The sequence below is a fragment of the Pseudomonas sp. 22082 genome, assembly GCF_052046055.1.
GTDB lineage: Bacteria > Pseudomonadota > Gammaproteobacteria > Pseudomonadales > Pseudomonadaceae > Aquipseudomonas > Aquipseudomonas pharyngis.
The window spans coordinates 86,847-107,636 of record NZ_JBQEQB010000019.1 but is presented as its reverse complement, the minus strand read 5'-3'; the positions used below and the strand labels follow the sequence as shown (position 1 = coordinate 107,636).

The 20,790-nt window shown below is 60.3% G+C and carries 15 protein-coding genes; 5 read left to right on the top strand and 10 right to left on the bottom strand.

From position 1 onward, the window contains the following. Positions 1-51: 51 nt before the first annotated feature. Complete coding sequence (gene yjiA, locus ACTJK9_RS21270) at positions 52-1,032, top strand: GTPase (protein ID WP_409348311.1); 981 nt, start codon at positions 52-54, stop codon at positions 1,030-1,032. 50 nt (positions 1,033-1,082) lie between these two features. Here yjiA and ACTJK9_RS21265 read toward each other — a convergent pair whose 3' ends face one another. The 6 genes from ACTJK9_RS21265 to ACTJK9_RS21240 all read right to left on the bottom strand — a co-directional run bounded on the left by ACTJK9_RS21265 (position 1,083) and on the right by ACTJK9_RS21240 (position 10,395). After that, positions 1,083-1,793: a GntR family transcriptional regulator gene (locus tag ACTJK9_RS21265; RefSeq protein ID WP_221398137.1), complete on the bottom strand. Its 711-nt coding sequence runs from the start codon at positions 1,791-1,793 to the stop codon at positions 1,083-1,085. A gap of 24 nt (positions 1,794-1,817) precedes the next feature. Next, a complete protein-coding gene (locus ACTJK9_RS21260; protein ID WP_039771741.1) occupies positions 1,818-2,522 on the bottom strand; it encodes a FadR/GntR family transcriptional regulator in 705 nt (234 codons plus the stop codon). A gap of 49 nt (positions 2,523-2,571) precedes the next feature. Next, the gene (locus tag ACTJK9_RS21255) at positions 2,572-3,885 is read right to left on the bottom strand and encodes a C4-dicarboxylate transporter DctA (protein WP_085612603.1); all 1,314 of its coding nucleotides are present in this window, start codon (positions 3,883-3,885) and stop codon (positions 2,572-2,574) included. A gap of 368 nt (positions 3,886-4,253) precedes the next feature. Beyond that, positions 4,254-4,805: a hypothetical protein gene (locus tag ACTJK9_RS21250; RefSeq protein WP_221398136.1), complete on the bottom strand. Its 552-nt coding sequence runs from the start codon at positions 4,803-4,805 to the stop codon at positions 4,254-4,256. A gap of 248 nt (positions 4,806-5,053) precedes the next feature. Beyond that, positions 5,054-6,307, bottom strand: coding sequence for a serine hydroxymethyltransferase (glyA, locus tag ACTJK9_RS21245; protein WP_085612605.1), 1,254 nt, complete (start codon positions 6,305-6,307; stop codon positions 5,054-5,056). Between the two features lie 239 nt (positions 6,308-6,546). Next, positions 6,547-10,395 (bottom strand): bifunctional diguanylate cyclase/phosphodiesterase, encoded by a 3,849-nt coding sequence (locus ACTJK9_RS21240; RefSeq protein WP_440815997.1) that lies wholly within the window; start codon positions 10,393-10,395, stop codon positions 6,547-6,549. Between the two features lie 286 nt (positions 10,396-10,681). Between ACTJK9_RS21240 and ettA the strand changes: the two genes are divergently transcribed. Next, positions 10,682-12,346 (top strand): energy-dependent translational throttle protein EttA, encoded by a 1,665-nt coding sequence (gene ettA / locus ACTJK9_RS21235; RefSeq protein WP_007950976.1) that lies wholly within the window; start codon positions 10,682-10,684, stop codon positions 12,344-12,346. Between the two features lie 191 nt (positions 12,347-12,537). Beyond that, positions 12,538-13,875 (top strand): NADP-specific glutamate dehydrogenase, encoded by a 1,338-nt coding sequence (gdhA, locus tag ACTJK9_RS21230; RefSeq protein WP_440815993.1) that lies wholly within the window; start codon positions 12,538-12,540, stop codon positions 13,873-13,875. A gap of 10 nt (positions 13,876-13,885) precedes the next feature. Here the strand turns inward: gdhA and ACTJK9_RS21225 are convergent, their stop codons facing one another. From ACTJK9_RS21225 to ACTJK9_RS21210, 4 genes are all read right to left on the bottom strand, one after another. After that, positions 13,886-14,380: a GreA/GreB family elongation factor gene (locus tag ACTJK9_RS21225; RefSeq protein ID WP_440815990.1), complete on the bottom strand. Its 495-nt coding sequence runs from the start codon at positions 14,378-14,380 to the stop codon at positions 13,886-13,888. A gap of 70 nt (positions 14,381-14,450) precedes the next feature. Beyond that, positions 14,451-14,807, bottom strand: coding sequence for a hypothetical protein (locus tag ACTJK9_RS21220; RefSeq protein ID WP_007950973.1), 357 nt, complete (start codon positions 14,805-14,807; stop codon positions 14,451-14,453). Positions 14,808-15,023: 216 nt separating this feature from the next. Continuing rightward, positions 15,024-16,877, bottom strand: coding sequence for an Lnb N-terminal periplasmic domain-containing protein (locus ACTJK9_RS21215; protein ID WP_440815987.1), 1,854 nt, complete (start codon positions 16,875-16,877; stop codon positions 15,024-15,026). A 92-nt stretch (positions 16,878-16,969) separates the two neighbouring features. Then, positions 16,970-17,458: a DUF3015 domain-containing protein gene (locus ACTJK9_RS21210; RefSeq protein ID WP_007950971.1), complete on the bottom strand. Its 489-nt coding sequence runs from the start codon at positions 17,456-17,458 to the stop codon at positions 16,970-16,972. A gap of 300 nt (positions 17,459-17,758) precedes the next feature. On the opposite strand from ACTJK9_RS21210, the gene ACTJK9_RS21205 reads away from it, so the two are divergent. Next, a complete protein-coding gene (locus ACTJK9_RS21205; protein WP_064599543.1) occupies positions 17,759-20,197 on the top strand; it encodes a Lon protease family protein in 2,439 nt (812 codons plus the stop codon). 243 nt (positions 20,198-20,440) lie between these two features. Next, the gene (locus tag ACTJK9_RS21200) at positions 20,441-20,770 is read left to right on the top strand and encodes a PA4575 family protein (RefSeq protein ID WP_007950969.1); all 330 of its coding nucleotides are present in this window, start codon (positions 20,441-20,443) and stop codon (positions 20,768-20,770) included. The last annotated feature ends 20 nt before the right edge of the window (positions 20,771-20,790 follow it).

The window sequence follows — 20,790 nt, the reverse complement described above, 5'->3', positions numbered from 1 at the left end:
CCCGCTCCCACATTTGTTTTGTGTTGCTCATCAATTTTGTGAAGGGGATCGATGTTGTCTTCTCCAATACCTGTAACGGTACTCAGCGGTTTCCTCGGCGCCGGCAAGACCACTTTGCTGCGCCATATGCTGAAAGCCGAGCACGGCCTGAAAATCGCCGTGATCGAAAACGAATTCAGCGACGCCGGTATCGACACCCAACTACTGGGCGACGAGCCGGTGCAAGTCATGACCCTGGCCAACGGCTGCGTCTGCTGCACCATCCACACCGACCTGACCAAGGCCCTGTACCAGCTGCTCGAACGGCTGGACAGCGGCGAAATCGCCTTTGATCGGCTGGTCATCGAATGCACCGGCCTGGCCGACCCGGCCCCGGTAGCACAGACCTTTTTCATCGACGAAGAACTGCGCGAGCGCTATTTGCTCGACGGCATCATCACCCTTGTGGATGCGGCCCATGCCGAACTGCATCTGACCCAGACCATTGCCCAAGCGCAGATCGGTTTTGCCGACCGCTTGCTGGTGAGCAAGACCGATCTGGTGGACGAGGCCGCGTTCACGGCGCTCAGCGAACGCCTGACCCGCATCAACCGCCGCGCACCGATCCGCGTGGTAGAGCACGGCAACATCGATCTGGCCGAGTTGCTCGATGTGCGCGGTTTCAACCTGAACGCCGATCTCGGCGGCGGGGTGAGTCTGCGACCGGTCAGCAAGGCGCCGTCCATCGACCGGATTTCCAGTCTGGTGCTGCGCACTGACCAGCCGCTGGATATCGATCAGCTCAGCGAGTTCATGAATGAATTGCTGGAAGATCACGGCAAGCAATTGCTGCGCTACAAAGGCGTGCTGAACATTGCCGGTGAAGATCGGCGGCTGGTGTTTCAGGGTGTGCTGAAACTCTACGGCTTCGACTGGGACACCGAGTGGGCGGAAGGCGAAACGCGAGAAAGCGTGATCGTGTTTATCGCCGACGATTTGCCGGAAGAGAAAATCCGGGCGGGGTTTGCCAGGGTGGCTGCACAGCAAAACTGAATTTGTGGAGGCTCGAAGGGCCTCTTCGCGANCTTGCTCGCGAAGGCGTTCTAACCAGCAACACAATATTCAGATTCTGAACCCAGCAACGTCTGCTCAAGGTGATCCAGATGCCGATTCATCAGCATGCCGGCTTTTGAGATATCTCCGCGCTCCACCGCCTCTACAATTTCAAAGTGTTCCTCCCATGCGCAACATCTGTGCGTCTGCTTACCGCATCGCGCTATCGCCAGTGAGGTCAGCGGCACCAGCGTGCCGAGAAAATGCGCCAACGGTGCATTCCGCGCCATTTTCGCCAGCTGCAAATGAAACTCCCCGGACAGGCGAATGACTGCGCCCCGTCGATCTTTATCCACAGCCTGGCGCTCACCTTCGATCAAGGCGCGCAGGCGCTTCAGATCTTCAGCCTGCGCATGCTGACAAGCCAATCGAACCAGCGTGTTCTCGGCCAGACGCCGGGCGTGCAGTGCCTGACGTGTCTGCTCGGCGTCCGGCGCAGCAACACGCGGCCGATGGTTGGCCCGCAGCACGATGATCTGTTCGTGGGACAGTTGGATCAGCACCCTACGCACATCGGCGCGGCTGACGCCGAACATCTGCTTGAGACTTTCTTCGGTGAAGCGGCTGGCGGCATTCAGGCGCTGTTCGAGGATTGCGTCGAACAGGCGCGGATACAGATCGTCCACCGGCGCGTGCAGGCGGGAGAAGGGCAGGGCCGTCGAGGTCGGGCGAGGGTGCGACGGCGTGGCAAGACTGTTCATGGCCGGTCTCCAGTTTGAGGCGTTTCAGTGGCTCAGGTTGTCATCCGGAATGTTCAGCTCGATGCCCATCCGCTGGCCTTCACGCAAAATGTGTCGGCGCATTTCGGCGCTGGCCTGAGCGCTGTTCTTGCTGCGGATCGCGCGCACCACGGCTTCGTTTTCTTCAAGGCGTTCGGCCAGGTGCTCCGGCGAATTGCGCAGCACTTCGGCGCTTTGCTTGAGGGCGTTGCTGGTCTGTTGCACCACACTCTGGAAAATCGGGTTCGAGGTCAGGGTGAACAGTTCTTCGTGAAACGCGATGTAAGCGCTGACGCCGGCTTCGCTGTCGCCGGCTTCGAGAGCTTCGCGCATGTCCATCAGGGTCAGGCGCAGTTGCCCGACTTCCTTGCTGCTGATTGACTGCGCCACCAGCCCGACGATGAACGGCTCGAGGGTGTAACGCAGTTGCAGCACGTCTTCGAGACTGGCGCCGGCTACCGCGCTGTCGTGGCTTTGGCTGTCACTGGCCTGGGCGTCGAGCACCACCACGCCTTTGCCTGGCATCGAGCGCACCAGACCGAGGGTTTCCAGCACGATCACCGCTTCACGCAGGCTCGGGCGGCTGATGCCCAGTTGTTCGGCCAGTTCGCGCTGGCCCGGCAGCATCTCGCCGGAGCGCCACTGACCACGGGCCAGCGCAGCCCGAAGTTTTTCTACCACTGAGTTGACGACAGTTGATGAAGTAATCACGGGTTCGCTCCATGTGCCGTGCCTGCATTGGCGCAGGCACGGCGGTCATTCAGAATTCTTTGGCTGCCGCTTGAGCGACGGTTTTTCTCGGCTGAAAGTTATAGCCCTGCTCGCCGTTGAGCACCTTGTTCGCCCGTTGCACATCGATGTCCTTTTCCCAACGGGCGATGGCCACGGTGGCAACGCAGTTGCCGATCAGGTTGGTCAGCGCCCGGCCGATGCCCATGAACCAGTCCACCGCCAGCACCAACACCAGACCGACCACCGGAATCGCCGGGATGGCCGTCAGCGTCGCCGCGAGAATCACCAGCGCCGAACCCGGAATGCCGTGGGCACCTTTGGAGGTAATCAGCGATACCAGCAAAATCGTCAGCAGATCGGTCATGGCCAGCGGTGTACCGGTGGCGTTGGCGATGAACACGATGGCCAGGGTCAGGTAGATCGAGAAACCGTCGAGGTTGAACGAATAACCGGTGGGAATCACCAGGCCGACGGTCGAGCTGCCGATGCCCAGATGTTCCAGCTTGCGCATGATCTGCGGCAGCACGGCATCGGAGGACGCAGTGCCCATGACGATCAGCAGTTCTTCACGCAGGTACCTGAGCAGCGGCCACATGCGCAGGCCCGAGAGGCGCATCACCAGACCGAGAATCAGCGCGACGAAGGCGATGCAGGTCAGGTAGAACAAGCCGACGAGGCTGCCCAGGTGTTGCAGGGAATCAAGGCCATATTTGCTGGTGGTGAAGGCGATGGCGCCGAACACGCCGATCGGTGCCAGACGCACGATCATGCCCATGATGCGGAAGATCACATGGCTCAGTTCGTTGATCAGCCGCGAGATTCCGGAAGCTGCTTCGCCCACCAGATTCAACGCGCTGCCGAACAGCACCGAGAACAACAGCACTTGCAGGATGTTGTTGTCGGCAAAGGCGCCGAGTACCGAAGTCGGAATCAGGTCCATCAGGAACTGAGTGGTGGTGTGCATGTGCTGGCCGCGTTCGGCGATGTCGCCCATGTCGGCGGCGGACAGTTGCTCCAGATGGATGTTGGCGCCGCTGCCGATCCCGGTGGTGAAGGCGAACACCAGACCGATCACCAGGGCGATGGTGGTCAGCACTTCGAAGTAGATCACCGACTTGAGGCCGATACGCCCGACCTTCTTCAGATCGCCCGCGCCGCTGATGCCGCTGACCACCACGCAGAACACGATCAGGCCGATGAGCATCTTGATCAGTTTGATGAAACCGTCGCCGAGCGGTTTGAGCTGGGCCGAGTATTCAGGAAGGGTCAGCCCGCAGACGATGCCGAGCATCAGTCCGAGAACCACTTGGAGGAAGATTGAACGCGAGCACCATCTGAGCATGGGAGGAATCCTGGTCGGTGTCCTGGCTGCCGTGCGCGGAGCGCACAGATTCAGGACTTAATTATTGTGGTCTTACCGGTATGTCCAGTGCGGGTGCAGTCTAGGCGCTGTTTTTCTCGGGCTGCAAGTGAAAAACACAAAAATGGCATGACCGGTCTGACCAGTGGTTATTTTTGTGTCATCGGTCATGCAAAAGGCTCAAGGGTTTAATAGTCGAGTACCGCTGCAGGAGTCGTGAGTGATCGCAACGGGGACTGAAGATGGCGGATTTATCTGGCCAGTCATCTGGAGGCAGGTATCTGCTTTCAGGTGCAGTCCCATGTACCGACCAATAAGAGAGATCGGCTGCAGAATAACTTTCGAAGTGATCAGATTTCGTCGGGATGATTAATGTAAGGGGCGTTTCGCTCAATGATTGTAAGATTGAATTTGAAGGGCTTGCCGCCTTTGTCGGCGAAATAAGTGAACTTTGAATCGTGTAACCGGTGTGTATGCAGCAAGCTTGGCGATCCTGAGACTTGTAGATATGCCTCCAACTTGTTTGATTGGTGGTCCTCAATCGAGAGTGTGTTCCCCTGCTTTCCTATAAGTTGATAAAAACTCGAACCATCAGGAGCGAATGCTCCCAGGATCCCGTCTTTGTCAATACCCAGGCATTTTCCGTAATAAGGTCCAGGGGTGCGGATATAGAGCCTGTATCCCCGGTCGGTGTACCTGAAATACAAGGTTAGACGGGGTTCCGGGCGTAAGCTCAAACGGTGTGAGTCATCACGTGATTGCGGCTTTCCAGTGAAGTGCCCGCCACTGAACATGGACGAGTTTACGGTTGCTTTCTCGCCATTTACCACGTCAAGAAAATGCACCAGATTGGTTTGGATGCCAACAATTGCAATAAAGGATTTTTGTCGGTCAGTACTCATGTTGCTCTCTCAATATCCATTTGATTTATTTTGGGAAGCAGGAGCTTTGTTGCTCATGTGCAGGTTTGGATCATGTGCTGTTTTAGAGTTGGTGGTGAAGGGTAAGTGTGCATCAAATTGTTTGTAGTGCTGTTTGGTTAAGTAGTTGTTTAATCCTGAAAGTCGAGGCTGCCCCTCGCTTGTTGTTCGCGCAAAAAAAAGCCCGATCATTTCTGATCGGGCTTTTCTTGAGCGGTAGTGCGGACTTGTTAAGCGCCGTATACCGGCAGTTTCTTGCAGATGGCTTTGACTTTCTCACGAACGGCGTCGATCACCGCTTCGTTGTTCAGGTCTGCCAGGATGTCGCAGATCCAGCCAGCCAGCTCTTTGCACTCAGCCTCTTTGAAGCCGCGAGTGGTCACGGCCGGAGTACCGAAGCGCAGGCCGGAGGTGACGAACGGGGAGCGTGGGTCGTTTGGCACGGAGTTCTTGTTCACGGTGATGAACGCTTTGCCCAGAGCGGCGTCGGCGTCTTTACCGGAGATTTCCTGCTTGATCAGCGACAGCAGGAACAGGTGGTTTTGAGTACCGCCGGAAACCACGTCGAAACCGCGCTCGATGAACACGCTGGCCATGGCCTGGGCGTTTTTCACCACTTGTTGCTGGTAAGCCTTGAACTCAGGCTGCAGGGCTTCCTTGAAGCAGATCGCTTTGGCGGCGATCACGTGCTCCAGCGGGCCACCCTGGGCGCCCGGGAATACGGCGGAGTTCAGCTTCTTCTCGATGTCGGCGTTGGCGCGAGCCAGGATCAGGCCACCCCGTGGACCGCGCAGGGTCTTGTGGGTGGTGGTGGTCACCACGTCAGCGAACGGAACCGGGTTCGGGTAGACGCCAGCGGCGACCAGACCGGCCACGTGAGCCATGTCGACGAACAGGTACGCCCCCACCTTGTCAGCGATGGCGCGGAAACGCGGGAAGTCGAGGATCTGCGAGTAGGCAGAGAAACCGGCCACGATCATTTTCGGCTTGTGCTCGACAGCCAGACGCTCGACTTCGTCGTAGTCGATCAGGCCGTTGGCGTCGATGCCGTACTGGATGGCGTTGTACAGCTTGCCGGAGGAGGACACGCTGGCGCCGTGGGTCAGGTGACCGCCGTGGGCCAGGCTCATGCCCAGGATGGTATCACCGGCCGACAGCAGGGCCAGGTAGACAGCGGCGTTGGCTTGCGAACCGGCGTGCGGCTGGACGTTGGCGTAGTCGGCACCGAACAGTTCCTTGGCGCGGTCGATGGCCAGCTGTTCAACAACGTCGACGTACTCGCAACCACCGTAGTAGCGCTTGCCCGGGTAGCCTTCGGCGTACTTGTTGGTCAGTACCGAGCCTTGAGCTTCCATCACCGCTGGGCTGGTGTAGTTCTCCGAAGCGATCAGCTCGATGTGTTCTTCCTGGCGCTGGGCTTCTTGCTCCATGGCGGCAAAAAGATCGGCGTCGTACTTGGCAATAGTCAAATCACGGCTGAACATGGCGGTCCTCAAGGATCGGGGGGCAGAAAAGGGGGGCATTCTAACCCAACGGGTTTTGGATGGCATATGAAACGACATCATGTCGCAGACAAGTGGCGTTCATGACAGATGTGCGGTGCTTTTGAAGGCCTCTTCGCGAGCAGGCTCGCTCCCACAGTAATCGAGGCAGGCCTGAGATTTCGTGATCGACATCAATTCCTGTGGGAGCGAGCCTGCTCGCGAAGGCCGCACCGCAGATGTCAGTCAAACATGAACAGCGCGTCGTTACTGAACTGCGCCTCGAACCGTCCCGCCGGCATCGGCCGCCCGAACAGATAACCCTGAACCTCGTCGCAGCCATGCTCGCGCAGGAAGTCCAGTTGCTCATGGGTTTCCACGCCCTCGGCGATTACCGCCAGATTCAGGCTGTGGGCCATGGCGATGATCGCCCGGGCGATCTGCGCGTCCTGCTCGCCGGACGGCAGGCCATCGACGAAGGTGCGGTCGATCTTCAGCACGTCGATCGGGAACTGCTTGAGGTAGTTCAGCGACGAGTAACCGGTGCCGAAGTCGTCGACCGCAATGCTCAGGCCGAGATTCTTCAGCCCGGCAAGGATCTGCATCGCCTCGCTGACTTCGCGCATCAGGATACTTTCCGTCAGCTCCAGCTCCAGGCAAGCCGGCGGCAGGCCGGTTTCGCGCAGGATCGTGGCGATCCGCGTGCCGAGCTGGCCGTCGGAGAACTGCCGCGCCGAGATGTTCACCGAGACTTTCGGCACGCGCACGCGGCTCTGGTGCCAGGTCTTGAGCTGGCGACAGGCTTCGCTGATCACCCAGTCGCCGACGTCCACCACCAGCCCGAGTTCTTCGAGCACCGGGATGAAATCCCCCGGCGGCACCAGCCCGCGACGCGGATGGCGCCAGCGCAACAGGGCTTCGGCGCCGGTCAGGCGTTTGCCGTCGCCGCTGAATTGCGGTTGGTAATACAGAACGAATTCGTTTTGCTCCAAGGCATGGCGCAAGTCGCTTTCCAGTTCCAGACGCTCCAGCGCACTGGCGTTCATGTCGGCCTGGTAGAACTGGAAGTTGTTCTTGCCGCGTTCCTTGGCGTGGTACATCGCGGTGTCGGCGTTCTTCATCAACTGACTGAGTTCGTTGCCGTCCTGCGGACTCAGGGCGATGCCGATACTCGCGGTGACGAAGAACTCGCGGCTTTCAAGCACGAACGGCCGCACCAGGCTGCCAAGAATCTGTTCCGCTACGTGAATCGCCCGGTTCAGCGCCATTTCACGGCTGGAGCGGTGTTGCAGCAACAAGGTGAACTCATCGCCGCCCATGCGCGCCACAGTGTCGTCATCGTCGACGCAGGCGAGCAGGCGCGTGGCCATGTCCTTCAACATGCGGTCGCCGGCGGCGTGGCCGAGGGAGTCGTTGATCGGTTTGAAACGGTCGAGGTCGAGGAACATCAGCACCACCCACGACTTCTGCCGTTCGGCCGATTGCAGCGCGGTGTGCAGGCGATCCTGGAACAGCGTGCGGTTCGGCAGGTGGGTCAGGGCGTCGTAGTAGGCGAGGCGGTGAATCCGCTGCTCGCTGGCCTTGCGCTCGCTGATGTCACTGAAGAAGCACACGTAACTGGCCAGGTCGCCCTCGTCATCGAGCACGGCGGTGATGCCGACCCACGCCGGGTAGTGCTCGCCGTTGCGGCGCTTGAGCCAGACTTCACCTTCCCAGGTGCTGTGCTGATGCAACTGCTTGAGCACGTAGCGCAGGTGCGCGTCCTGCTGTTCGTCGACGGTCAGCATGTTCGGCAACTGGTCGAGCACCTCACCCACCGCGTAACCGCTGACCCGGCTGAACGCCTCGTTGGCCTGGACGATATAACCGGCCGGGTCGGTGATCAGGATCGCCGAGGTCGAGTGCTCGAATACCGTGGCCGCCATCCGCAGGTCTTTCTCGGCGCGGCGTTGCTGGCTGATGTCGCGACCGACCCCGAGTACGCCTTCGAAGGCGCCATGCTCGTCCCACACCAGCACCAGACGCAGTTCGATCGGGATCTTGCGACCGTCGGCGCGCAGGCAGTCGAACAGGAACAGCTGGGTCTGCACCTGGCTGCGCAAAATCACCAGTTGCTCGGGTTTGCCCAGGGCTTTGCTGACGCGATCCATCAGGTGATAGATGCCGCTCAGTTGCTGCGGGTTGGCGATGGTCGATTGCCATCCGTTCTGGAAAATCCATTCGGCGTCATAACCCAGCACTGCCTGCACCGAGGGGCTGACGTAGTTCAGGGACAGCTTGCTGTCGGTGGAGAAAATCACGTCGCTGATGCTTTCGGCGAGCATCCGGTAGCGTTGTTCGCTGTCGCGCAGGGACTCGCTGGCTTCGATCTGCTCGGTGATGTCCTTGGCCACGCCGATGATCCGCGTGACCTGGTCGTGCTTGTCCCGGGCCAGCGCCTGTTCGCGAATGTCGAAGCGCCGCCACTCGCCGTCGCGATGACGGAAGCGCAACTGACATTGCAGCAACTGGCTGTAACCGGCGTGACGCTGCATCTGCCGCGAGCGATGGTAATAGTCGGCGTCTTCCGGGTGCAGGAGAATTTCCCAGAAGTACTCGCCCATCTGATGCAGCTCGGTGCGGTTGTAGCCCAGGGTCTGGCCGAGGTGGTGGTTGCTGAAAATCATCCGCTGGCTGATCACGTCCTGCACGTACAGATGATCCGGCACGGTACGCACCACGTCCGACCAGAAACCTTCGCGCTCCAGCAGCGACAGTTCGATCAGCTTGCGGCTGGTGATGTCGTTGATGCTCAGGATCACGGCCTTGTAGTCGTGCTGTTCCTGAGGCAGGCGCAGCACCAGCCACAGGTGCTGGTCGCGGCCATTGATGTCCGGGAGCTTGATTTCCAGTTCCAGCTGCTTTTGCTGCTGGAGCACGGCGTCCAGCACCTGATTGCCGATGGCGCACTGACTGTGCGGCTGACCGTCGATCAACAGTTGCCAGGCGTGGTCGCAGGAATTGACGTTGAGCAGTTGCAGCGCGACCTGGTTGACCTCGGTCACCCGCAGTTCGTGGAGCAATTGCTGGCGCTGTGCCGGCTGGTCGAGCCAGGCTTTGAGCTGGTCGCTGGTCTGGATCTGGGCCCTTTCGAAAACCTGTTTGAGCCCCGAAAGATCCAGCACGCACAACGCCACGCCGGTGCCTTCGAAAATATCCTGATAACGCCGACGCCCTTCATGCACCTGACGCTGACGGCGACGCATGTTGAGCAACGCGATAAACGGCAGCAGCGACAGCGCCAGGCCCAGCAGGCATTTGCCGATGAACGCCGGCAGCAGTTGTTCAAGCACATGCTGGCGGTCGAACAGGCCACGCAGTTGCCAGTCGCTGCTGCTCAGCGGAACGGTCAGCACGCTGTTGGCCAGATCGTCCGGGGTCAGGACGCTGGTGCTGCCGATGGGCATCGCTTCGTCGCGGCTGATGATCTGATGGTTGATGCGGTTTTCCACCAGCCACAGAGGACGGATGCCTGTTTCGCCTTGTTTGGTCAGTGCTTTAAAGAAGGTGGGTGTCAGCCGCAGCGCCCAGTAACCGCGAGTGCTGCCACTGGCCTGATGCAGCAGCAGATGCACCACCGAACCGTCTTCGTCGTTGCTGAAGTAATGCGCCTGAGCGCGACTGCGGCGCACCAGATCGCTGAGGTAATCGGCGTCATGGCTGTCGGCGGCGCTGTCGCTGAGGATCTTTCCGGACGGGCTGAGCAGGGCCAGGCTGCGCAGGTCGGGCAGTGATTTCTGAAGTTTGCGCAGCAGTGCCTGCTGTTCGTCGGCCGACTGCGGTTGTTCGACGATCGGTAGCAGGTTGAGGGCGATCTGCGCGTTCAACGCCATGTTCAGGCTGACCTGAGCGGCGAGGTCGGCGGTGTAGTCGATGGTGTACTGGCGCTGGTTTTTCTGGGTTTCGCGCAGTTGATCGAGCAGTTGCCAGAACAGCAGCGCCAGCAGCAACAGCACCAGTGTCGCCAGCGCGCCTTTCAAGGTTCCGCGCAGGGACGAGCCGGGCGCCGGTTGGGTGCTGCTCACAGAGGCTGGCGGAGTGACGTTGGACAAGCTGTAATCCTGCGGTCTGGCTGGACTGGCGCGACGTGCACTATAAGCCGGACGCCCAAGGGGCGGCTAGCATGCCTTGAGTTGTGGCGAAGTGCCAGCCCCACTCGGCTGGACTGCCTTCCGTCATTCAGGTAGCTTTGCCGGTTACGCGGGAGCGTTCCAGCTCCTAGACTCAGACTTTTTCAGCGCGCACGCATTGATGACCATCAAGTGAACGACGCGCATCGGTCTGGCCGGGCATCGCCTGCGCTCCAATCATTCATCTGTCACTGACCCAAGGTTCTCCATGGCTCAATACGTCTTCACCATGCATCGGCTGGGCAAAGTTGTTCCGCCGAAGCGGGAAATCCTGAAAAACATTTCGCTGTCTTTCTTCCCCGGCGCCAAGATCGGCGTACTCGGCCTCAACGGTTCGGGTAAATCCACGCTGCTGAAAATCATGGCCGGCGTCGACACCGAGTTCGAAGGCGAAGCGCGCCCGATGCCGGAACTGAACATCGGTTACCTGCCGCAAGAGCCGCAACTGGATCCGACCAAGACCGTGCGTGAAGTGGTCGAGGAAGCGGTCAGCGTGATCAAGGATGCGCAAGCGCGTCTGGACGAGGTCTACGCGGCCTACGCCGACCCGGATGCCGACTTTGACAAGCTGGCCGCCGAACAGGCCAAGCTCGAAGCGATCCTGCAGGCCAGCGACGGTCACAACCTGGAGCGCCAGCTGGAAGTCGCCGCCGATGCGCTGCGTCTGCCGGCCTGGGACGCCAAGGTCGAACACCTGTCCGGTGGTGAAAAACGTCGTGTGGCCCTGTGCCGTCTGCTGCTGTCCGCCCCGGACATGCTGCTGCTCGACGAACCGACCAACCACCTGGACGCCGACTCCGTTGCCTGGCTCGAACACTTCCTGCACGACTTCCCGGGCACTGTGGTCGCGATCACGCACGACCGTTACTTCCTGGACAACGTTGCCGGCTGGATTCTGGAACTCGACCGCGGCGCGGGCATTCCTTACGAAGGCAACTACTCGGGTTGGCTGGAAGCCAAGTCCGATCGTCTGGCCCAGGAATCCAAGCAGCAATCGGCCCACGAAAAAGCCATGAAGGAAGAACTGGAGTGGGTGCGCAAAGGCGCCAAGGCCCGCCAGTCGAAATCCAAGGCTCGTCTGCAACGCTTCGAAGAAATGCAGTCGCAGGAATTCCAGAAGCGTTCGGAAACCAACGAGATCTACATCCCGGCCGGTCCGCGCCTGGGCGACAAGGTCATCGAGTTCAAGAACGTCACCAAGGGCTATGGCGATCGCGTCCTGATCGACAACCTGTCGTTCTCCATGCCGAAAGGCGCCATCGTCGGCGTGATCGGCGGTAACGGTGCCGGTAAGTCGACCCTGTTCCGCATGCTGATGGGCAAGGAAACCCCGGACTCCGGCAGCATCGAGATCGGCGAAACCGTGCAACTGGCCTGCGTGGATCAGAGCCGCGAGGACCTGGACGGCAGCAAGACCGTGTTCCAGCAGATCTCCGACGGTTCCGACCAGATCCGCATCGGCAACTACGAGATCCCGTCGCGTACCTACGTCGGTCGCTTCAACTTCAAGGGCGGCGATCAGCAGAAGTTCGTCAAGGACCTGTCCGGTGGTGAGCGCGGTCGTCTGCACCTGGCGCTGACTCTGAAGGAGGGCGGCAACGTCCTGCTGCTCGACGAACCGTCCAACGACCTCGACGTTGAAACCCTGCGTTCCCTGGAAGAAGCCCTGCTGGACTTCCCGGGCGCCGCCATTGTGATCTCTCACGATCGGTGGTTCCTTGACCGCGTCGCAACTCACATCCTGGCGTACGAAGACGACTCGCAAGCGGTGTTCTTCGAAGGCAACTACACCGAGTACGAAGCCGATCGCAAAAAGCGCCTCGGCGAAGCAGCGGCCCAGCCACACCGGGTACGCCACAAGAAACTGGCCTGATTACGGGTTGGTTGCATGAAAAAGCGGAGCCTTCGGGCTCCGCTTTTTTTTGCCTGCAATGCAGACTGTTTTATACCTTGTGTACTATTTGTTTTCATAAATGCGACATTTTTGTCTGTTGCTGTGTACAGATCGTTTGTTACAGTCCGGCTCAATCGTCCAACGACAACAAATCTGCCGAGACTTTCCCCATGATCGAATCCGTCGAATCCTTCCTCGCCCGTCTGAAAAAGCGCGATCCGGATCAACCCGAATTCCACCAGGCCGTCGAAGAAGTCCTGCGCAGCCTGTGGCCGTTTCTCGAAGCCAATCCGCACTATCTGACCTCGGGGATTCTGGAGCGCATCTGCGAGCCGGAGCGGGCGGTGGTGTTCCGGGTGTCGTGGGTCGACGATCAGGGCAAGGTGCAGGTCAATCGTGGTTTCCGCATCCAGATGAACAGCGCCATCGGCCCGTACAAGGGCGGCTTGCGCTTCCATCGTTCGGTGAATATGGGCGTGCTGAAATTCCTCGCCTTCGAACAGACCTTCAAGAACTCCCTGACCTCGTTGCCTATGGGCGGCGGCAAGGGCGGTTCGGACTTCGATCCGAAGGGCAAGAGCGACGCTGAAGTCATGCGTTTTTGCCAGGCGTTCATGAGCGAGCTGTACCGCCACATCGGTGCCGACGTGGACGTGCCGGCCGGTGATATCGGTGTCGGCGCCCGGGAAATCGGGTTCCTGTTCGGCCAGTACAAGCGCCTGAGCAACCAGTTCACCAGCGTGCTGACCGGCAAGGGCATGACCTACGGCGGCAGTCTGATCCGTCCGGAAGCCACCGGTTTCGGTTGCGTGTACTTCGCCGAGGAAATGCTCAAGCGCCGCGAGCAGAGCGTCGAAGGCAAACGCGTGGCGATCTCCGGTTCCGGCAACGTCGCGCAATACGCAGCCCGCAAGGTGATGGACCTGGGCGGCAAAGTGATTTCCCTGTCCGACTCCGAAGGCACGCTGTATTGCGAGGCAGGCCTGAGCGAAGAACAGTGGCTGGCGCTGCTGGAACTTAAGAACATCAAGCGCGGGCGGATCAGCGAATTGGCGGCAGTATTCGGCCTGGAGTTCCGCGCCGGTCAATTACCATGGTCGTTGCCGTGCGACATCGCGCTGCCATGCGCGACCCAGAACGAGCTCGATGCCGAATCCGCCCGCACCTTGCTGCGCAACGGCTGCCTCTGCGTGGCCGAAGGCGCGAACATGCCGACCACCCTCGAGGCTGTGGATATCTTTATCGAGGCCGGGATTCTGTTTGCGCCGGGCAAGGCCTCGAATGCGGGTGGCGTAGCGGTCAGTGGGCTGGAGATGTCGCAGAACGCCATGCGCCTGCTGTGGACCGGGGGCGAAGTGGACAGCAAGTTGCACGGGATCATGCAGTCGATACACCACGCCTGTGTGCACTACGGCGAGGAAAACGGCCGGATCAACTACGTCAAAGGCGCGAACATCGCCGGCTTCGTCAAAGTCGCCGACGCGATGCTCGCCCAAGGCGTGGTTTAAGCAACCGGGTTCAAGAGCGCTCGATGCGGATCACTTCAATCAGCTGATCACCGGCCGGGCGCTGCCACAGCACTTCATCGTTGAGCCGCGCGCCAAGCAGCGCACGGCCCAGCGGTGAGGCCCAGTTGATCAGGCCGTTGGCCGCATCGGCCTGGTCTTCACCGACCAATTGCACCCGGTGCTCGGTGTCGTGATCGTCGGCGTAGGTCACCCAGCCGCCGATCTGCACCTTGTCGGTAGATGTCGGGGCCGGTGCGACCTGAGCGCTGCCGACCCGTTGATTGAAATAACGCAAATCCCGTTCGAGATCGGCCAGCCGCTGTGTGTCAGCCTGTTCGCCCTTGGCCGACTGCTCGGCGTGCAGGCTTTGCAGCTCGGCGACTTTCGCCTGCAACTGGGCAAACCCTTGCGGCGTGACGTAATTGGGCTGGGTGCTGACCTGCCGTTCGACCGGCTGATCGGCTTGCGCAGCGGCGTTGTCTTCGTTGACGAAAGCGCGACTCATGGTGGGCTCCTGTTATAGCCGTTGGGCCATGGTCGCAGGCAAAAGGTTTCGCTGGATGTCTGGAAGCGACCTACTGCGAACGATAAGCCCGCGCGGCGCCCTGATCCTTCTCCTGCTGCCAGGCGCGCTCGCGTTCGTCCCAGTGCTCGTTGCGATACTGTTCGCGATCCTTGTTTTCCAGCATCGCCTGACACTGACGGAAGCCGTCGCTCCAGCCTTCGGCGTATTGCTTGTCCTTGAGATAACGCGGCACGTTCTTGCGAAATTCGCCGCTGATCGAACCGGCCGCCTGACGACCGCTGATGCACCCGTCATCGAAACCGTCGGCGAACGCCGGTGGATAACCCTTGGCAATCAGGTCTTCGTGAGTGCTCTGACAGCCACCCAGCAACAGCAACACGCCCGCAAACACCGCACACCGCCACATCACACTCTCCCGAGCCGTCACACGGCTGATAGGGAAAGTCTAGAAGGTGATTCGTCGGGCTTTGGTGAAAGGCCTGTCAGTAATTCGTTAACCAGTAGAGATTCCTGTGGGAGCGGGCTTGCCCGCGATGAGGCCATCAGACTCAACATTTCTGTTGACTGAGAATTCGCGATCGCGGGCAAGCCCGCTTCCACAGTTTCAGGGATATGTTCGGGATCAGTAGTGATACCACTTCACTTCCAGCATCACTTCGGTCTCCGGCGTGGCCAGATGGCTGAACTCGCGCTGCGCACTCAGGCGCAGGCCGAGATTGCGCGACAGTTCCCACTGTTGGTTCAGACTCAGGCTGCGGCGTACTTCACCGTTGAAGAAGTAATCGCCTTTGGCCTCCACGCTGAGATTGCCCAACGGGTTTTTCCACAGTACGCCGGTATTGAAACCGCCTGCGGGGGAAACGAACTCGGCGAAATCATTGTTGTGTTCAACGCGCACCGTGCCGAGAGCAAAACCCAGCACATCGTCACCCAACGCCCAGGTGCCGCCACCGCCACCGTTGACGTGGCTGACCAATGTCTCGTCATCGTGCTTGCCCGGTACGCGTTCAAGACCACCGGTGACTTGCCACGACAGCGGCTGCAACAGCGCGTTGCGCGGCGTCAGCGAGCGGATGGTCGCCAGATCCAGTTGCTGAAATTGCCAGTGATTGCCTTCGTACTGGCGCAGCTTCATCTGCAGGATTTCGATCTGGGCACCGAGGGGGAAACTCTCGGCGTTGTCGTTGAGGTCGTGATAGGCCATGCGCAAGCCGTACTCACCAAACGCGCGGTCACCCCGAGTGCCGACACCGGCCTGCCAGGTGCGCGATTCATGGCCGTCCTCGGGCAGGCCCGGTTGGGGAATCTGCAGCTCCGGCGCCGGGTTCTTGTTGATCGCCCGCAGCAGTTCGAAACTGCGCTGGGCACGCTGTGGATCACGCTCCTGGCCGTTGGCGCGGTAGCGCTCCAACCGATACGCCGCGTCAACAATCAGCGCCTGGCGATCCCGGGGCAGGGCCTGGAAGGCTGGATCCTGCAATTGCTGCTGGTCGGCGCTGACTTTCAGCACCCAGTCCTGTTCTTCGCCGCTCAGGGGCTCGGCGCGGCTGAGCAATTCGCGCTCGCGGGACGGGCGATACTCGATGTGCTCGACCAGTCCGGCCTCCTTCACTGCTTTGACGGTGTCGGTGGGGATCGCCGTCAACGGGAATTGCTCGGTCAGGCGCAGGCTCGGACGCGCGACCTGCAACAGTTCGAGCAGGCGATAGGAGCAGTTTTCATCGAAGAAGAAATAGTCGAACTGGATCTGCTTCAGCTCCCACACATGCTCGACCATGCGCGCGGTTTCGGCTTGCGTCAGATTGAGCCGGTATTCCCACAGGTCGCGGTTTTCCAGGCTGCGGTATTCCGAGAGTTTTTCCTGATAAGGCACGAGTGCGAACAGTCCCGGATAACCACCCATCAGGCCTTTCCAGGCGTAAAGAATGCTGTTGTCCGAACCTTCGATGTAGGCGCCGAAGTTGATCGCGTAACTGAGCAGCGAAGTCTTGTCGCTCTGCACGTCAGCCTGGTCGATGCGCAGCAGGGTATGGCCGAACATCGACGACGGGCTGTTGAGGTAGGCCGCCGGGAAAATCATCACCGCGCTGTGGGGCGAGACGTCCTTGAACCATTTCTTGAATTCGGCGCAGTCCGGGGCCGGCAGGTCGGTCAGGTTGAGCTGATCCTTCAGCCAGCGGGTGCGCGCCGGGTAAACGCATTGGGCGTGTTGTTCACCGAGACTGGCCGGGGCGTACAACGCCTGCACGGTGGCGGCCAGTTCATGGTCGGGGTGTTCGTTGCCGTCGGGGGCGAGGAAGAATTTTTTGTCGCTGACGTAGCTGCGCCAGCCACCGAGTTTGGCGGTTTCGTAATGACCGAGGGAAATCCAGAAGCGGTCGTTGGCCAGTTGCTGCAAACGTTGAGGGTCGATGTGAGGCGCGGCGGACAGCGGGGCGCAGACACACAGCGCCAGCCAGGCAAGGCGTTTGAGCATAAATGGCAACTTAAGTCGAAAAGAAACAAAGCCCGGGAAGGGCGGGCCGAAAAAATAAAACCCGCTTCCCGAAGGAAGCGGGTGGGTCGAGCTTAAGCCTGAGTCGCGTACTTGGCCAGACGTGGGTCTGCCTTCAGGACGGCCAGGGTGTTGGTATGCACGTCTTCAGCGGTCACGTCAGCCTTGCTGAAGATCTGCTGGAAGTGCTCGTGAGTGACGGCGGCGAAGTGCGCACGGTCTTCCGGCGCCACGCCCAATACCACGGCATAGGTCGTCAGCGCTTCGCCGTTGCCTTTTGCCATGTCTTCGGACAGCTCGTTCATCATGCCATTCATGGCAAACCAGGATTTGCCGCCATAGGTCAGCGAAGCGTTGGTGGAGCAGCCGTTGGTGCCGGACGTCATGCCGAACGTCGCGTTGCCGGAGGTGCCGTTGGTGGTGGATGCCAGGAAGTGTGCCGGGGTGCCACGCTGACCTTCGAACAGCATGTTGCCCCAACCACAATCCGGGCCGCCCGGAGCTTGCGCCATGGCGTTGATGGAAACAGCGGTGAAGAGAGTACCGAGAAGAATCCGTTTCATAGCTTTGTTCTCTTTGTGTGCATACCAATGGACAGGGTTCTGGCCCCCAAGCTCTGTACGAAACAGATCCAGACGAAGCCAGTGGGCCGGTATTAGTTCCAGCCGCGCAGTTTGGAGTTTAGGCACGTTCCGAGGGTTCCGTGAGTTTTTGCACAATATTTGGAATAAACCCCGGTTTCACGGGGCGGCGCCGCGTGCAGGGCGGTTGTCTATGCTTTGTCGTGTGGCGCGCCTTGCCAGTGGGGCTCGGGCAGCGCCAGAATGCCGCTATCTGCCCCGCCTGATTGTTAAGGAAGCCCGATGCCTGATCCTGTTGCTGCCAGCTTGCGTCTAGCGCCCGAAGCGCTGACCCGTCCGTTTTCCGCTGAACAGTTCAGCTTCACTACCACCAATGATCTGGAGCCCTTTCGCGGTGTGCTCGGCCAGGAACGTGCGGTCGAAGCCTTGCAGTTCGGTGTGGCCATGCCACGCCCCGGTTACAACGTATTTGTCATGGGCGAGCCCGGCACCGGCCGTTTCTCGTTCGTCAAACGCTACCTGAAGGCCGAAGGCAAACGCCTGCAGACCCCGGCGGACTGGGTCTACGTCAACAATTTCGATGAGCCGCGCGAACCCCGCGCTTTGGAGCTGCCGTCGGGCAGCGCCGCTGCTTTCATCGGCGACATCAACGGCCTCATCGACAACCTGCTGGCGACCTTTCCTGCGGTGTTCGAGCACCCGTCCTACCAGCAGAAGAAAAGCGCCATCGACCGCGCCTTCAACCAGCGCTACGACAAGGCACTGGATGTCATCGAACGTCTGGCTTTGGAAAAAGACGTCGCCCTGTATCGCGACAGCAGCAACATCGCCTTCACCCCGATGCTCGAAGGCAAGGCGCTGGACGAAGCCGAGTTCGCCCAGTTGCCGGAGGCCGAACGCGAGCGTTTTCATGACGACATCTCCGGCCTCGAAGAGCGCCTGAACGAAGAGCTCGCCAGCCTGCCGCAATGGAAGCGCGAGTCGAGCAACCAGCTGCGTCAGCTCAACGAAGAAACCATCACCCTGGCCTTGCAGCCCTTGCTTGCACCGCTGTCGGAAAAGTACGCGGAAAATGCGGCCGTCTGCGGTTACCTGCAAGCGATGCAGGTCTATCTGCTGAAAACCGTGGTCGAGCAACTGGTCGATGACAGCAAGACCGACGCCGTCGCGCGCAAGCTGCTGGAAGAGCAATACGCCCCGAGCCTGGTGGTTGGTCATCCGGCCAGCGGCGGTGCGCCGGTGGTCTTCGAGCCGCATCCGACCTACGAAAACCTGTTCGGCCGCATCGAGTACACCACCGATCAGGGCGCGCTCTACACCACCTATCGCCAGTTGCGTCCGGGTGCGTTACACCGCGCCAATGGCGGTTTCCTGATTCTTGAAGCGGAAAAAATGCTCGGCGAGCCGTTTGTCTGGGATGCGCTCAAGCGCGCCCTGCAATCGCGCAAGCTGAAGATGGAATCGCCGCTGGGCGAGATGGGCCGTTTCGCCACCATGACGCTCAACCCGCAGCACATTCCGTTGCAGGTCAAAGTGATCATCATCGGCGCGCGTCAACTGTATTACACGCTGCAGGACCTCGATCCGGACTTCCAGGAGATGTTCCGTGTTCTGGTGGACTTCGACGAAGACATCCCTATGGTCGACGAAAGCCTGGAACAGTTCGCCCAGTTGCTGAAAACCCGAACTTCGGAAGAGGGCATGGCGCCGCTGACCGCCGACGCGGTGGCGCGCCTGGCGACTTACAGTGCGCGTCTGGCCGAACACCAGGGGCGTTTGTCGGCGCGGATCGGTGATCTGTTCCAACTGGTCAGCGAGGCGGATTTCATCCGGCATCTGGCCAACGATGAAATGACCGACGCCGGCCACATCGAGCGTGCGCTCAAGGCCAAGGCCACCCGCACCGGCCGGGTGTCGGCGCGGATTCTCGATGACATGCTGGCGGGGATCATTCTGATCGACACCGACGGCGCCGCAGTCGGCAAGTGCAACGGGCTGACCGTGCTCGAAGTCGGCGACTCGGCGTTCGGCGTGCCGGCGCGGATTTCCGCCACGGTGTACCCGGGCGGCAGCGGCATCGTCGACATCGAGCGGGAGGTCAATCTCGGTCAGCCAATCCACTCCAAGGGCGTGATGATCCTCACCGGGTATCTGGGCAGCCGTTACGCCCAGGAATTCCCGCTGGCGATTTCCGCGAGTATCGCGCTGGAGCAATCCTACGGCTACGTCGATGGCGACAGTGCGTCGCTGGGCGAGGCGTGCACACTGATTTCGGCGTTGTCGAAAACCCCGCTCAAGCAGTGCTTCGCGATCACCGGCTCGATCAACCAGTTCGGTGAAGTGCAGGCGGTGGGCGGGGTCAACGAGAAGATCGAAGGCTTCTTCCGTCTCTGCGAAGCACGCGGGCTGACGGGCGAGCAGGGCGCGATCATTCCCCAGGCCAACGTTGCCACGCTGATGCTTGATGAAAAAGTACTGGCGGCGGTGCGTGCCGGGCAGTTCCACGTTTACGCGGTGCGTCAGGCCGACGAAGCGTTGAGCCTGCTGGTGGGCGAGCCGGCCGGTGAGCCGAACGAACAGGGCGAATTCCCGGAAGGCAGCGTCAATGCGCGGGTGGTGGAGCGTCTGCGGGTGATTGCCGAGATGATCAGTGAAGAGGATCTGAAAGAGGCCGAGAAGGAACTGGCGCAGGAGGCGCTGGCGGAGGCCAAGCCGGCTTAAGTCCGGCGGCAGTCAAAAAAACGGGAGCCTTGGCTCCCGTTTTTGTTTTGTCGCGAACGTCGGCAAAAGTGCCATCACTCTGGCGTCAATATTCACACAATGACCATTCGGCGCCTTCTGGTTCTGTGCGGCTTGCGCGGCGGACTTTTCTTCTATTCTCTGCTCAAGGACATCGACAGTATCACTGGATCGAAACAGCTCTTCAGCAAGGGCTGAACACCGGCTTTACCGAGGGTCGCCGCCATGTCGCGCAACCTCTGCCTCACCCGTCAGTGCCTGGGTCTCGTGACCCGTATCGAATGCGCCATCAAGCCGTTGGCTGGCGATAACGGCATGTGGACGTTGCTCTTCGCCGCCGGCATGGCCGGTGAACAACCTTCCGCCATCAAGGCCCAGGGCCCGTTCCACGGACCGATCGCCGCCGAGTCGATTCTCGACACCATCGTTGAAAGCCTGACGATGCACGGCTATGAACTGGCCAATGATCCACAGATCTGGTCGTTGCATCTGCAGGCGCAGTTACGGCAGATCAACGGTGGACGCGGACGCAGCATCGGCACTTTCGATCACTAGGTCATCAGCGCCGACCATTA

Excerpts from the sequence above, each read along its gene's own strand:
- yjiA (WP_409348311.1), top strand. The coding sequence starts at position 52 with ATGTTGTCTTCTCCAATACCTGTAACGGTACTCAGCGGTTTCCTCGGC.
- ACTJK9_RS21265 (WP_221398137.1), bottom strand. The coding sequence starts at position 1,793 with ATGAACAGTCTTGCCACGCCGTCGCACCCTCGCCCGACCTCGACGGCC.
- ACTJK9_RS21255 (WP_085612603.1), bottom strand. The coding sequence starts at position 3,885 with ATGCTCAGATGGTGCTCGCGTTCAATCTTCCTCCAAGTGGTTCTCGGA.
- ACTJK9_RS21250 (WP_221398136.1), bottom strand. The coding sequence starts at position 4,805 with ATGAGTACTGACCGACAAAAATCCTTTATTGCAATTGTTGGCATCCAA.
- glyA (WP_085612605.1), bottom strand. The coding sequence starts at position 6,307 with ATGTTCAGCCGTGATTTGACTATTGCCAAGTACGACGCCGATCTTTTT.
- ettA (WP_007950976.1), top strand. The coding sequence starts at position 10,682 with ATGGCTCAATACGTCTTCACCATGCATCGGCTGGGCAAAGTTGTTCCG.
- gdhA (WP_440815993.1), top strand. The coding sequence starts at position 12,538 with ATGATCGAATCCGTCGAATCCTTCCTCGCCCGTCTGAAAAAGCGCGAT.
- ACTJK9_RS21225 (WP_440815990.1), bottom strand. The coding sequence starts at position 14,380 with ATGAGTCGCGCTTTCGTCAACGAAGACAACGCCGCTGCGCAAGCCGAT.
- ACTJK9_RS21220 (WP_007950973.1), bottom strand. The coding sequence starts at position 14,807 with ATGTGGCGGTGTGCGGTGTTTGCGGGCGTGTTGCTGTTGCTGGGTGGC.
- ACTJK9_RS21215 (WP_440815987.1), bottom strand. The coding sequence starts at position 16,877 with ATGCTCAAACGCCTTGCCTGGCTGGCGCTGTGTGTCTGCGCCCCGCTG.
- ACTJK9_RS21210 (WP_007950971.1), bottom strand. The coding sequence starts at position 17,458 with ATGAAACGGATTCTTCTCGGTACTCTCTTCACCGCTGTTTCCATCAAC.
- ACTJK9_RS21205 (WP_064599543.1), top strand. The coding sequence starts at position 17,759 with ATGCCTGATCCTGTTGCTGCCAGCTTGCGTCTAGCGCCCGAAGCGCTG.
- ACTJK9_RS21200 (WP_007950969.1), top strand. The coding sequence starts at position 20,441 with ATGTCGCGCAACCTCTGCCTCACCCGTCAGTGCCTGGGTCTCGTGACC.